We start from the raw sequence: 13081 nt of genomic DNA on the forward strand, positions 1-13081 counted from the left end.
GGCCGGCCCCGCCGGCGGAGAACGGAGTGCGACGTGAGCGCGGCGGTCAAGTACACGCTGGGCCGGATCGGTCTGTTCGTGGTGGTCGTCGCGGCGCTCTGGCCGGTCGACCTGAACATCTTCCTGAAGCTCATGCTGGCGTTGGCGTTCTCCGCCGCGCTCTCGTTCTTCCTGCTGCGGGGCTGGCGGGACGAGATGGCCGGGGAGATGGCCGGGGCCGCCGAGCGCCGCCGGGCCGAGAAGGAGCGGTTGCGCTCCGCCCTGGCCGGCGACGACGAGCAGCCCGTCGACAAGAGCTGACGGCTATCAGTTGGTCGAGCCCGGCACCACCGGCCACGGCTGGTCCGCCGGCTTGATCAGGTACGCGATGCCGCCCGAGCCGCTGGCCACCGTCCCGTCGGCGCGGTAGCGCTTGGTGCGCAGCCAGATCTGCTCGAACTGCTCCCGCCGGTAGACGTTGCGTACCTCGGCGTTCGACGACGACGCCGGGTCGTTGACGATCACGTCGCCGTCGGCGGTGAAGCCGACGACCACGAAGAGGTGCCCGGAGGTGCCGTAGTTCGACCCGTCCAGCTCGGTGTCCAGGAAGGACTGCGAGGTGATGACGGGCAGGCCGGCGGCGACGAAGCGTTCCAGCTCGTCGAGGGAGTGCAGCCGGGTCACCCGGGCGTCGATGTCGGGGAAGCTCGCGGCGTACGCGGTGTTGAACGGCCAGTTCCCCGCGCCCTCGTACTCGTAGTCCCAGGTCATCCGGGCGGCGTGGGCGACCTGCGGGTCGGTGTAGCCGGGGGTGACCCAGGCCAGGTCCTCGGCCGACGGGCCCCGGCCGTGGTATTCCAGCACCATCGTGGTCGACGTGGGGCTGCACCAGACCTGCCCGCCGCCGCCCCACTCGGGGTAGTTGCCCTTGTGGATCATCTGGGAGTGGGCCGGAACGGGCAGCTCCCTCCCCCAGGCGATGCCGCCCCGGCTCGGCGTGACGGTGAACCGGTCCGGCACGTTCGAGCTCATTGCGCCGAGCATCCGGACCCGGGGCGAGGCCGTCTGGCCGGGCCTGCGGTAGAGGCTGAGCCGAAGCTGGTACGACCGCAGCAGCACCCCGGCGTCGGCGTCGTCGATGGCGAACGTGTCCGTCCACACGCTCGACCACGGGTCGCCCTGACCGTCGAGGGTGGCCCGCTTGATGTCGGCGTCGCCGGAGGCCCACCGGCCCATGACGTACCAGGGGGTCCGGTCGCCGGTGTTGTACGTGCCCTGGAGCTCGACCTGGAGCCAGGTGCCCGCCGGGGTGTCGGCGTTCCACGAGGCGACCAGCTCGGTGGCGTCGAAGCCGATCCGGGTGGCCGGCGAGGTCCAGGTGGCGTACTCCCAGGTGCCGGTGGTGCCGGCGTGCTCGTCGGTGAACTCGGTCGTCCCGGCGGGCCGGCCGATGGTGATCCCGGCGCGGTGGCCGGGCACGGCCCGGGTGCCCCGGTGGGTGCCGGTACGCCAGTCGGGGTGGCGGGACCACTCCTGGAACGTGATCTGCTCGTCGTGTTCGACGGGCGGGCGGTGGCGGCCGGCGTGGGCGGGAACGGCCGTGCCGGCGAGGGCGAGCGCGGCGACGCCGGTGAGCGCGAGCGCGCGTAGGGCTGTGCTGGCCATCTGATCTCCGCGGGGTGAGGCGGGTCGGGGCATGCTTGCCGGTCACTATCCCGCCCGTCGGGAAGTTTCGCCAGATGTTCGCGTCAGGAAACTCCTTGCCGGAGTGAGGATGCGGTCGGGATGGATCACATAGTGAAAGATATTGATCTGACCATGTGACAAGTGGTGAAGTGTTGACCACGAGACGGGATATCCCCGTACCCCCAGGAGGTTGTCCATGGCCTTCCGCACCTCGACCCGCCTGCGTCGCGCACTGGTGCTCGCCACCGCCGCCGGCCTGGGCCTCACCGTCGCCACCGGGCCGGTCTCCGCGCGCCCCGCCCCGGAGCCCGCCGCCGAGCCGGTCGCCGCCGAGTACGACGTGCTCGGCGTGCGCACCCTGGCCGCCCGCAACGCCGTCGCCCGCACCGGCGCCGCCGTCGACGCCGCCGAGCACGGCATCCTGCACGTCACGGCGACCGACGCCGAGGCGGCGGCGATCCGGCGACTCGGCTACCAGGTGGAGAAGCAGGCGGCCCCCGTCCACTCCGACGGCGTCGGCACGACCGGCTTCCCGTCGGCCGACTCCAACTACCACGACTACGCCGAGCTGACCACGGTGGTGAACAAGGTGGTCGCCGACCACCCGACCATCGCCCGCAAGATCAGCATCGGCAAGTCGTACGAGGGCCGCGACCTGATGGCCGTGAAGATCTCCGACAACGTGGCCACCGACGAGGCCGAGCCGGAGATCCTGTTCAACTCGCAGCAGCACGCCCGCGAGCACCTGACCGTCGAGATGGCGATCTACCTGCTCGACCTGTTCACCGACAGCTACGGCAGCGACTCCCGGATCACCAGCATCGTCAACAGCCGGGAGATCTGGATCGTCCCCACCGTCAACCCCGACGGCAGCGAGTACGACATCGCCACCGGCTCGTACCGGTCCTGGCGCAAGAACCGGCAGCCCAACAGCGGCGCGGCCGCGGTCGGCACCGACCTGAACCGCAACTGGGGCTACAACTGGGGCTGCTGCGGCGGGTCGTCCGGCGTGCCGTCGTCGTCGACCTACCGCGGGCCGTCCGCCTTCTCCGCCCCCGAGACGAAGGCGCTGCGTGACTTCGTCAACAGCCGGGTCGTCGGCGGGGTCCAGCAGATCAAGGCCAACATCGACTGGCACACGTACTCGCAGCTCGTGCTCTGGCCCTTCGGCTACACGACGGCGAACACCACCACCGGCATGACGGCGGACCAGTACAACACCTTCGCCACCCTCGGTCAGCGGATGGCCGCCACCAACGGCTACACCCCCGAGCAGTCCAGCGACCTCTACATCACCGACGGCGACAGCCTCGACTGGATGTGGGCGACGCACGGCATCTGGGCGTACACCTTCGAGATGTACCCCGGCTCGTCCGGCGCCGGCGGCGGCTTCTACCCGCCCGACGAGGTCATCCCGGCCCAGACGTCGCGCAACAAGGAGGCGGTCCTGCTGCTCTCCGAGTACGCCGACTGCCCGTACCGGGTCATCAACAAGCAGGCGCAGTACTGCTCCTGACCGCCCGTTGGTGCGGGGCCCCGCCCGGGGCCCCGCACCCGTGTCGGCATCGTCACGCTGAGACGTAGTCCCTAGATCAACGAGGTGCCGGCGGGGCGTGCGCTACGGTGGCACCGACCAAACCGCAGCGAAGCCGGTGCGAATCCGGCGCTGTCCCGCAACTGTGATGCCCCACCCGCGGCGTCGGCCCCCGGCCGCCGTCGACCAGGCGTCGGCCCGCCGGCCGACGCCGACGTGTGTGGGGCGAGCCAGGTCGCCTGCGGCACGGTCGCGACACGCGCTCTCGAGGAAGGGCGCCTCGCGGACGGGCACCCACCGGGCTCCTGTCGGCGAAGCACCACGCTCCTCGACCGACAGGAGGACCAGTGTTCCGACGTACCCCCCGGCTCTTCGCCGCGACCCTCGCGGTGGCCGCGCTCGCGCTCGGTGCGTGCGCCGAGAAGAGCTCCGACGACGCCCCGGCCCCCGGTGGCAGCTCGGCCGCCGCCGCCTTCCCGGCCACCGTCGGCAAGCTCACGCTCGACAAGCGGCCCGAGAAGATCGTCTCGCTCTCGCCGACCGCCACCGAGATGCTCTTCGCCATCGGCGCGGGCAAGCAGGTCACCGCCGTCGACGACCAGTCCAACTACCCGCCGGACGCGCCGAAGACCGATCTGTCCGGCTTCCAGCCCAACGCCGAGGCGATCGCCGGCAAGAGCCCCGACCTGGTGGTGCTCTCCAACGACACCAACAAGATCGTCGACCAGCTCACCACGCTGAAGATCCCGGTGCTGGTCACCCCGGCGGCGACCACCCTGGAGGACTCCTACCGGCAGCTCGCCGACCTCGGCACGCTGACCGGCCACCCGGACGAGGCCGCCGACGTCGTCACCCGGATGAAGGACGACATCGCCAAGCTCACCAAGGACCTGCCGCAGCGGTCGGCGAAGCTGACCTACTACCACGAGCTGGGCCCGGAGCTGTACAGCGCGACCAGCAAGACGTTCATCGGCTCGATCTACGCCCTCGCCGGGCTGGAGAACATCGCCGACGCCGCCGACGCCGACGGCAAGAACGGCGGGTACCCGCAGCTCTCCCAGGAGATCATCGTCAAGGCGAACCCCGACTTCGTCTTCCTGGCCGACACCAAGTGCTGCAAGCAGAGCCCCGAGACCGTCAAGGCGCGCAGCGGCTGGGCCGGCGTCACCGCCGTCAAGAACAACCAGGTCGTCGCGCTCGACGACGACATCGCCTCGCGCTGGGGCCCCCGGGTCGTCGACCTGCTCCGGGCCGTCGTCGACGCCGTCGCCAAGGTGCCGGCGTGACCCTCGGCGTGCTCTCCTCGGCGCGCGGCTGCCCATCCGTCGCTGCCGCCGCTGCCGCCGCTGCCGTCGCTGCCGGCGTGGCTCGCGGCTCGCGGTGAGCGGCGCGCAGCTCGCGGTGAGCGGCTCGCAGCTCGCGTTGAGGGGCGTTAGGAAGGGGCCCCTGCTATGCAGAAAGCGTTAACAAGGGGCCCCTCCTTCGCGCACCGGCCGGCCGGGCTGCGGCCCGGCTGGCTGGCCGCGGGGGTGGCCGCCGTGCTGGTCGCGCTCGTCGCCGGGGTGTCGCTCGGCCCGGTCAGCCTGCCCCCCGGCAGCGTCGCCGCCGAACTGCTCAACCTCCTGCCCGGGGTACGCCTCGACAGTGGACTGAGCGAACGCGAGATCGCCATCGTCACCGAGCTGCGGCTGCCCCGGGTCGTGCTCGGGCTGCTCGTCGGTGGCCTGCTCGCCCTGGCCGGCGGCTGCTACCAGGGCGTGTTCCGCAACCCGCTGGCCGACCCGTACCTGCTCGGGGTGGCGGCCGGCGCCGGCCTCGCCGTCACCGCCGTGATCTCCCTCGGAGCCGTGGCGGGCGGCGCGCCGACCGGGCTGCCGCTCACCGTCCCCCTCGCCGCGTTCGTCGGCTCGCTCGGCGCGGTCGCCATGACGTACCTGCTCGGGGTCGCCGGCGGGCGGGGGCGCTCCACGGCCACACTGATCCTGGCCGGGGTGGCCGTCTCCGCGTTCCTCTCCGCCGGGCAGACCTACCTGCTCCAGCGCAACTCCGACAGCATCCAGCAGGTCTACTCGTGGTTGCTCGGCCGGCTGGCCACCGCCGGTTGGCACGACGTCCGGCTGGTCCTGCCGTACTTCCTGCTCACCACGGTCGTCGTGCTGCTGCACCGGCGCGAGCTGGACGTCCTCTCCGTCGGCGACGACGAGGCCCGCAGCCTCGGCCTGCACCCGCAGCGCTCCCGCTACCTGCTGATCGCCGCCGCCTCGCTCGGCACCGCCGCCGCCGTCTCCGCGTCCGGGCTGATCGGCTTCGTCGGGATCATCGTCCCGCACACCGTGCGGCTGCTCGCCGGGTCCAGCTACCGGGTGATCCTGCCGCTGTCGCTGCTCTTCGGCGGGGCGTTCCTGGCGCTGACCGACGTGGTCGCCCGGACCGCCGCCGCGCCCGCCGAGGTGCCCATCGGCGTGGTCACCGCGCTGCTCGGCGGTCCGTTCTTCGTCCTGGTGCTACGCACCGCCCGTCGGGTGCTGACGTGACCGCCGCGTCGACCGGGGGCGCATCGGCCTCCCCGCCCGCCGGTCCGCCACCGGGCGCCCCGCCCGCCGTCGAGGTGCGGGACCTGCGGGTCAGCCTGGACGGCACGCCGATCCTGGCCGGCGTCGACCTGACCGTCGAGCGGGGCGAGTGGGTCACCGTGATCGGCCCGAACGGCGCCGGCAAGTCGACCCTGCTGCGCGCCCTCGGCGGCCTGCTGCCCGCGCCGGGCGCGATCCGCATCTTCGGTACGCCGAGCGAGGCGCTGCGCCGCCGCGACCGGGCCCGGGTGGTGGCCACCGTCGCGCAGTCCCCCGTCGTCCCGGCCGGCATGACCGTCTTCGACTACGTGCTGCTCGGCCGCACCCCGTACGTCCCCCCGTTGGGCCGGGAGTCCGCCGCCGACCTCGCCGCCGTGCGGGACGTGCTGACCCGCCTCGACCTCGACGGCTTCGGCCGTCGCGAGCTGGCCACCCTGTCCGGCGGCGAGCGGCAGCGGGTCTTCCTGGCCCGGGCGCTGGCGCAGGGGGCGACCCTGCTGCTGCTCGACGAGCCGACCAGCGCGCTCGACATCGGCCACCAGCAGGAGGTGCTCGAACTGGTCGACCAGCTCCGCCGCGCGCACGGTCTCACCGTCCTCGCCACCATGCACGACCTCTCCCTGGCCGGCGAGTACGCCGACCGGATGGTCCTGCTCGCGGCGGGCCGGGTCGCCGCCGCCGGCCCGCCACGCGACGTGCTCACCGAGGACCTGCTGGCGAGGCACTACCGCGCCTCGGTCCGGGTCCTGCCCGGCGAGCACGGCCCCCTGGTGGTCCCGGTCCGCCCCCGCTGAGGTGTAAGGAAGGGCCCCCTGTTAACGCATTCTGTATAGGAAGGGGCCCCTGCAATCAAAGCCGCCCGCCTTGCGCAGCCGCCCGCCGGAACGGAGCCGCCCGCCTTGCGGAGCCGCCGGCCGTCAGCCGCGCGCGGGCCGGGTGATCACGGAGAACAGCGCGCCCTGCGGGTCGCGCAGCGCGGCGAGGCGGCCCTGCGGGGTGTCGTGCGGCGGCACCAGGACGGAACCGCCCAGCCCGGTGGCGCGGGCGGCGGCGTCGTCGGCGTCGGCCACGGCGAAGTACACCGTCCAGTACGCCGGCAGGTCGGCCGGGAAGTCGTCGGCCAGCGGCGGCATCATCCCGCCGACGATCCGTTCGCCGCACCGCCAGCCGGTGTAGGAGGGGCGGGTGGTCCCGCCCGTCTCCGGCGGGACCGGGCCCGCCGGCTGCTCCTCCGGACGCCAGCCGAAGACCAGCTCGTAGAAGACCTTCGCGCCTTCCGGGTCGGGCGTGACCAGCTCGTTCCAGCTCATCGCACCGGGGGTGTCGAACAGCTCCGCCCCGGGGTGGGCCATCGGCTGCCAGACGCTGAACACCGCGCCGGCCGGGTCGGCGAAGACCGCCATCCGCCCCTGGTCGAACACGTCGAACGGACCGACCAGCACCTGCCCCCCGGCCGCCTCGACCCGGGTCGTGACGAGGTCCGCATGGTCGGTCGCCACGTACGTCGACCAGATCGGCACCTGGTCGGGCGCGGCCGGCGGCCCGGCCCCGGCCACCGCGCGCCCGCCGAGCAGGAAGGTGGTGTAGCCGGCGGCCTCCGGCTGCGGGGCGATCCGGGTGGTCCAGCCGAACAGCTCCGGGTAGAAGCGCCGGGCGTCCGCCAGGCCCGGGGTGGCCAGGTCGGCCCAGCACGGCGTGCCCGGCGGCGGCGGGACGCTGCTCACGCTGCCCTCCCTCCACAGGTGGCGGCCCGGCGGGACGCCCTGCCCGCATCCTGGCACCGTCACCCGATGGAACGGGCGGGAACGGGACGAAACGCCCCGGCCGGGCGGCGGGCCCGGTCCCTTGCCGGCGACCGCCGGCCCCGTCCGTTACAGGGCCGCCGGCCCCGACCCGCGCCCACGGGCGCTCGCCGGCCACCTGACCGGGCGTCTCAGCGGAAGCGGCGGCCCTCGTCGCGCCGGTACGCCCAGCCGGCGAGCGCCGCCAGCGCCACCACCCAGACGCCGAGCATCAGCACCGACACCGGCGCGGGACGCCAGTCGCCGACCGCCGCCCACATCAGCTCGACCGCGCCCCGCGTCGGCAGGTACGGCGCGATCGCCCTGACGAAGGCGGGCGCGGCGTCCGGGGCGGAGAGCAGCCCGCCGCCGAACGCCAGCGGGAAGAAGACGATCTGCGCGACCACGATCGCCGCCTTGCTCGGCAGCGCGTACCCGATGGCGAGCCCCATCAGCGTGAACGGCACGGAGATCAGCCCGACCACGGCCACGGCCAGGCCGAACGCCCCGGGGCTGATCCGGGCGTCGGTGAACAGCGCCGCGATCACCACCACCGGGAGCAGGGAGAGGAAGGTCAGCGCCAGGCCCGCGAGCACCCGTCCGGCGAAGGCCGGCGCCGCCCCGGCCGGCAGGGTCCGGGTGTACGGGTTCCAGGGCTGGTCGCGGTCCTCGGCCACGCCCACGCCGTACTGGAAGATGTTGGCGCTCATCACCGCGAACGTGACCATCGCGGCGGTGGCGTAGGTGGCGCCCGTCGGGTCGTCCCCGGCGAACGGGACCACGAAGAAGAGCATCGCCACGGCCGGGAAGAAGGCGCTGCCGAAGACCGCCACCGGGATGCGGAGCGTCTGCAACAGCTGGTAGCGGGCGTGCACGAGGGCGAGTCTCACGGGGGCGGTCTCCTCACGCGGCGGTCGGGGTGGCGGTGCCCTGCCCACCCCGGGTGGCTGGCCCGTGTCCTCCGGGGGTGGCTGGCCCGTGCCCGCCGGGGGAGGTGATGGCCAGGAACGCCTCCTCCAGCGAGGTGGGGCGCACCTCCAGGTCGCGGAAGGCCACCCCGCTGGTCACCAGCTCCCGGACCAGCCGGTCGGAGTCGCTGGTGAGCAGGTGGGTGCGGTCGTCGACCCGCTCGACCCGGACCACGCCCGGCAGGTCGGGCAGGTCGCCCGCGACCAGGCTGACCCGGCGTACGCCGACCACCGAGCGGATCGCCGCCGTGCTGTCGTCGGCCAGCACCCGCCCCTGCCCGATCACCACCACCCGGTGCGCCAGCGCCTCCACCTCCTCCAGGTAGTGACTGCTCAGCAGCACCGTGCCGCCGTCGGCGTGGAAGCCGCGGATCGCCTCCCACAGCGTGTGCCGGGCCTCGACGTCCAGCCCGGTGGTCGGCTCGTCGAGGAGCACCAGCCGGGGCCGCCCGACGAAGGCGAGCGCCACGGCCAGCCGCCGGCGCTGGCCGCCGGAGAGCCCGCCGGTCTGCCGGCGTACCTGGTCGGCGAGGCCGAACCGGTCGAGCAGCTCGCCCCGGGGGACCGGGTCCGGGTAGTGCGCGGCGACGAAGTCGACCACCTCGCCGACCCGGAGGGTGGCCGGCAGGCCGGTCTCCTGCGGGGTGACGCCGACCGCCAGGCGGTGAGCGGGGTCGCGGGGGTCGCCGCCGAACAGCTCGACCCGGCCGGCGGTGGGCCGGCGCAGCCCGACGAGCAGGTTGAGCAGGGTGCTCTTGCCGGCGCCGTTCGGCCCGAGCAGGCCGACCAGCTCACCCGCGCGCACGTCGAGGTCGACCCGGTCGAGGGCGAGCACGTCGCCGTACCGGCGGGTGGCCTGGTCGGCGCGGGCGAGGATCATGAACGCTCCTTCTCAGCGGTCGGTCGGACCAGCGCGGGCGCAGCGGTCGGTCGGACCGGCCCCGGCTCAGCGGTCGGTCGGACCGGCCCCGGCTCAGCGGGGCGGCCGGACCAGCGCCGGAGCGGGCCGGACCAGCGCCGGGCCGCCCGGGGCCGGGGTCGGGGTCGCCGGGAGTTCCCCGGTCGCGCCCCGGGACCGGGCGGCGGCCGGACCGGACAGGGCGGTGACCAGGAACGCGCCGGTGGCGGCCCCGATCGGGTCGGGCTGGCCGGGCACCTGGTAGTGTGTGACGTTCGTGCCGAGCGTCACCTGGCGGGAGCCGTCGGGGGCGTGCAGCGAGATCGTGGCGTGCCCGAAGACCACCCCGTCGTGCCCCCAGAACCGGCCGCCGGGCAGCGCCAGCCACAGCAGGCCGAGGCCGTACCCGCCGGCCTCCGGCTGCGCCGGGTCCAGCGGCACGGTGGTCCGCATCCGGGCCAGCTCGGCCGGGCGCAGCAGCCGGCCCCCGAGCAGCGCGCGGAAGAACCGGTTGAGGTCCTCCGCCGTGGAGACCAGCGCGCCGGCCGTCCACGCCCACGACATGTTCGCCACGCTGAAGTCGCGGAGCTGGCCGTCGTACCAGGGCAGGTACGCCTTGCTGTGCGGCCCGGCGATCCGGGTGCGCCGCCCCGGGAAGTACGTCTGGCGCAGCCCCAGCGGCCGGATGACCCGCCGGTGCACCTCGTCGGCCGCGCTGCGGCCGGTCACCCGCTCGACGACCAGGCCGGCGAGGATGTAGTTGGTGTTCGAGTACGCGAACCCCGCCCCCGGCGCCCCGGTGCGGGGCTCGCCGAGCCCGATCCGGGCGAGCTGGTCCGGGGGGAACGTGGTGAACCGGAGCCGCTCGACGTCGTAGCCGCTGGTGAACAGCACGGTGTCGTAGTCGCCGATGCCGCTGGTGTGGTTGAGCAGCATCGCGACGGTGACCCCGGGCACGGCGTACTGCGGGAGATAGTGGCCGAGCGGGGCGTCCAGCGCCACCCGGCCCTCGCCGGCCAGGCGCAGCAGCGTGGCGGCGACGAACGTCTTCGTGATGCTGCCGACCCGGTGCTGGAAGCCGGGCCGCATCGACCGGCCGGTGTCGAGGTCGGCGACGCCGCTCGCGCCGCGCCACCGGTCCCGGCCGTCGCGGGCCTCGGCGAACGCCCCCACCATGCCGGTGTCGGTGATCGCGCCGATCCCGGCGTCGAGCGCGTCCGCCGGCAGCCGCCCCGCCGCCGCTCCCGACCCGGTGGCCGCGCCCGATCCGTCGGCTGCGGCCGGCCCGGCGGGCGTGGCGGCCCCGGCGGGTGCGGCCGTCGCCGGGGCGGCGGCCAGCAGGGGCGTGGCCGCCAGCGCGGTGCCGGCCCCGGCGAGCAGGAGATCGCGGCGTGACAGGTGCATGCTGCCTCCCAGGCGGACGAGGTGCACCCATCATCACCGACCGCCACAACCCACCCCACCGATGGTGTCTCGGCGGTAAGAAGGGGACCCTTCTCGACCGTATGCGTTAACAGGGGGCCCTTCCTTACAGCGGGGCGGGGAGCGGGGCGGTGTGCAGCACCGTCAGGCGGGAGACCGCCCGGGTCAGCACCACGTACAGCCGGTGCAGCCCGCGCGGCTCGGCCGCCACGATCGCCGCCGGCTCCACGGTGACCACGTGGTCGTACTCCAGGCCCTTGACCAGCGTCGCCGGGACCACCGTGACCCGCGCCGAGGCCGCCACGTCGTCGGCGGTCGCGGTGTCGATCCCGCCGGCGGCCAGCGCCTCCCGCAGTGCGCCGACCGCGTCGTCGGCGGCGATCACCCCGACCGAGCCGTCGTGGGCCAGCGCCGCCCGCACCTCGTCCACCGTCGCCGCCACCAGGTCATCCACCGTACGCACGTCCAGCTCGCCGTCGCGGCGCAGCGACTCCGCCGGGGGTACGTCCACCGCGAGCGCCGGCAGCAGCCGGTTGGCGAACGCCACCACGGCGGCGGGCACCCGGAAGCCGACGCTCAGCGGCACCACCGTCGCGTCCGGCTTGCCCAGGTGGGCCAGGGACTCCCGCCAGTCGCGGGCGGCCCACGGGGCGGTGCCCTGCGCCAGGTCGCCGAGCAGCGTGATCGACCCGTGCTCGCTGCGCCGGGCGATGGCTCGGCACTGCATGGGGGAGAGGTCCTGCGCCTCGTCGACCACCACGTGCCCGAAGCCGGCGGGGCGCTCCAGCAGCCCGGCGGCCTCGTCGACGAGCACCGCGTCGGCGGCCGTCCACTTCGTCGCCTTCGGGGTGCGCGGCGGCTTCGCCCAGGTCAGCAGCGCCTGCTCGGCCCCGGTGAGGACGCCGTCGGCGGCCGCGGCGAGCGCCGTCGGGTCGGCGAGCAGCCCGTGCACCAGCCCCTCCGGGGTGAGCGCCGGCCAGACCGCGTCCAGGAAGTCGGCGACGGGACGGCACCTGCCCATCCGGCGCAGCCAGGCGTCGCCGGGCGACTCGGCCCGGCGGGCCTCGGCCTGGCGTTGCAGCAGGCCCACCACCCGGGCCCGGACCCGTTCCCGGCCGGTGGCGTACGGCAGCCCCTCCCGGCGGGTCTCCTCGACCACTCGATGCAGCGGGTCGAGGCCGATCCGCCAGCGGAACGAGCCGTCGGAGACCATGATCGGCTCGGTCGGGGCGGCGATCCGGGCCTCGACGGCCCGCCGCAGCACCTCGGCCATCCGCGCGTCGTGCTTGAGCGCCGCCTGGGTCGGGTCCTCCACCGCCCGCACCGGTACCCGGGCGATCAGGTCCTCCACGGTCGCCTGCTCGACCTCGACCTCGCCGAGCGCCGGCAGCACCGCCGCGATGTAGGACAGGAACGCCCGGTTCGGCCCCACGATCAGCACCCCGGACCGGCGCAGCCGCTCCCGGTGCAGATAGAGCAGGTACGCCGCCCGGTGCAGGCCGACGGCCGTCTTCCCGGTGCCGGGCGCCCCCTGGACGCAGATCGAGGCGGCCAGATCGGCGCGGACCAGTTCGTCCTGCTCCGGCTGGATGGTGGCGACGATGTCGCGCATCGGGCCGACGCGGGGGCGCTCGATCTCGGCGGTGAGGATGCGGCTGGCGGTGCCCAGCTCCTCGCCCCGGTCCAGGTGTTCGTCCTCGAAGCTGGTCAGCGCCCCGGCGCTGAAGCCGAAGCGGCGGCGCACGGTCACGCCCTGCGGGTCGCGGGCGCTGGCCCGGTAGAACGACCGGGAGATCGGGGCCCGCCAGTCGAGCACCATGGGCTCGCCGAGATCGTCGGTGACGTGCCGGCGGCCGATGTGGTGCTCCTCGTCGCCGAACGTGAGCCGCCCGAAGAACAGCGGGGTGTCGGGCTGGTCGGCCAGCTCGGCGACGCGGCGGGACAGGGTGCGCCCCAGGGTCTCCGCCGTGTACGCGTCACCGGCGACGTTGTGGCCGGTGGCGAAGAGGGCCTCGGTGCGTTCGCGCATGCGGGTCAGCGCGGCGCGGGACGCGTCCAGGTGGGCCCGTTCGGCGGCCAGCTCGGTGTCCAGGGACATGGGGGCGTGCGGGGTCATCCGACCTACTCCTCGGCGCGGGGGACAACACTGCCGCTCGCGTTTCCGGCAACGATGGCCGGCGCGGGGACGTCCGCTGCGGTGCTCGACACCTCGGCCGTCGGCGGGGAAAACAGCCTACTCC

The 13081-nt window shown here is 74.3% G+C and carries 10 protein-coding genes and 1 pseudogene; 5 read left to right on the forward strand and 6 right to left on the reverse strand.

What is annotated here, in order from left to right:
• The first annotated feature begins 33 nt into the window (after positions 1-33).
• Positions 34-300 carry a DUF4229 domain-containing protein gene (locus tag O7628_RS14085; protein WP_278130941.1) on the forward strand — a complete coding sequence of 89 codons (267 nt, stop codon included), beginning with the start codon at positions 34-36 and terminating at the stop codon, positions 298-300.
• 6 nt (positions 301-306) lie between these two features.
• Here the strand turns inward: O7628_RS14085 and O7628_RS14090 are convergent, their stop codons facing one another.
• Positions 307-1644: a peptidase C39 family protein gene (locus O7628_RS14090; RefSeq protein ID WP_278130943.1), complete on the reverse strand. Its 1338-nt coding sequence runs from the start codon at positions 1642-1644 to the stop codon at positions 307-309.
• A 217-nt stretch (positions 1645-1861) separates the two neighbouring features.
• Here O7628_RS14090 and O7628_RS14095 point away from each other — a divergent pair.
• The 4 genes and pseudogenes from O7628_RS14095 to O7628_RS14110 all read left to right on the forward strand — a co-directional run.
• Positions 1862-3175: pseudogene (locus O7628_RS14095) on the forward strand (M14 family metallopeptidase); the annotation flags it as partial.
• A gap of 371 nt (positions 3176-3546) precedes the next feature.
• A complete protein-coding gene (locus tag O7628_RS14100) occupies positions 3547-4485 on the forward strand; it encodes an ABC transporter substrate-binding protein (RefSeq protein WP_278130945.1) in 939 nt (312 codons plus the stop codon).
• Between the two features lie 165 nt (positions 4486-4650).
• Positions 4651-5733, forward strand: coding sequence for an iron ABC transporter permease (locus O7628_RS14105; RefSeq protein ID WP_278130947.1), 1083 nt, complete (start codon positions 4651-4653; stop codon positions 5731-5733).
• Positions 5734-5807: 74 nt separating this feature from the next.
• Positions 5808-6566: an ABC transporter ATP-binding protein gene (locus O7628_RS14110; RefSeq protein WP_074475463.1), complete on the forward strand. Its 759-nt coding sequence runs from the start codon at positions 5808-5810 to the stop codon at positions 6564-6566.
• 123 nt (positions 6567-6689) lie between these two features.
• Here O7628_RS14110 and O7628_RS14115 read toward each other — a convergent pair whose 3' ends face one another.
• The 5 genes from O7628_RS14115 to O7628_RS14135 all read right to left on the reverse strand — a co-directional run bounded on the left by O7628_RS14115 (position 6690) and on the right by O7628_RS14135 (position 12957).
• A complete protein-coding gene (locus tag O7628_RS14115; RefSeq protein ID WP_278130949.1) occupies positions 6690-7496 on the reverse strand; it encodes a VOC family protein in 807 nt (268 codons plus the stop codon).
• A 209-nt stretch (positions 7497-7705) separates the two neighbouring features.
• Positions 7706-8443, reverse strand: a complete 738-nt coding sequence (locus O7628_RS14120) for an ABC transporter permease (protein ID WP_278130951.1) — start codon at positions 8441-8443, stop codon at positions 7706-7708.
• A gap of 13 nt (positions 8444-8456) precedes the next feature.
• Complete coding sequence (locus O7628_RS14125) at positions 8457-9401, reverse strand: ABC transporter ATP-binding protein (RefSeq protein ID WP_278130953.1); 945 nt, start codon at positions 9399-9401, stop codon at positions 8457-8459.
• Positions 9402-9494: 93 nt separating this feature from the next.
• Positions 9495-10823: a serine hydrolase domain-containing protein gene (locus O7628_RS14130; protein WP_278130955.1), complete on the reverse strand. Its 1329-nt coding sequence runs from the start codon at positions 10821-10823 to the stop codon at positions 9495-9497.
• Between the two features lie 124 nt (positions 10824-10947).
• A complete protein-coding gene (locus O7628_RS14135) occupies positions 10948-12957 on the reverse strand; it encodes an AAA family ATPase (protein ID WP_278130957.1) in 2010 nt (669 codons plus the stop codon).
• Positions 12958-13081: the final 124 nt, after the last annotated feature.

It is taken from the genome of Micromonospora sp. WMMD956 (assembly GCF_029626125.1).
GTDB lineage: Bacteria > Actinomycetota > Actinomycetes > Mycobacteriales > Micromonosporaceae > Micromonospora > Micromonospora carbonacea.

Excerpts from the sequence above, each read along its gene's own strand:
- O7628_RS14090 (WP_278130943.1), bottom strand. The coding sequence starts at position 1,644 with ATGGCCAGCACAGCCCTACGCGCGCTCGCGCTCACCGGCGTCGCCGCG.
- O7628_RS14105 (WP_278130947.1), top strand. The coding sequence starts at position 4,651 with ATGCAGAAAGCGTTAACAAGGGGCCCCTCCTTCGCGCACCGGCCGGCC.
- O7628_RS14125 (WP_278130953.1), bottom strand. The coding sequence starts at position 9,401 with ATGATCCTCGCCCGCGCCGACCAGGCCACCCGCCGGTACGGCGACGTG.
- O7628_RS14130 (WP_278130955.1), bottom strand. The coding sequence starts at position 10,823 with ATGCACCTGTCACGCCGCGATCTCCTGCTCGCCGGGGCCGGCACCGCG.
- O7628_RS14135 (WP_278130957.1), bottom strand. The coding sequence starts at position 12,957 with ATGACCCCGCACGCCCCCATGTCCCTGGACACCGAGCTGGCCGCCGAA.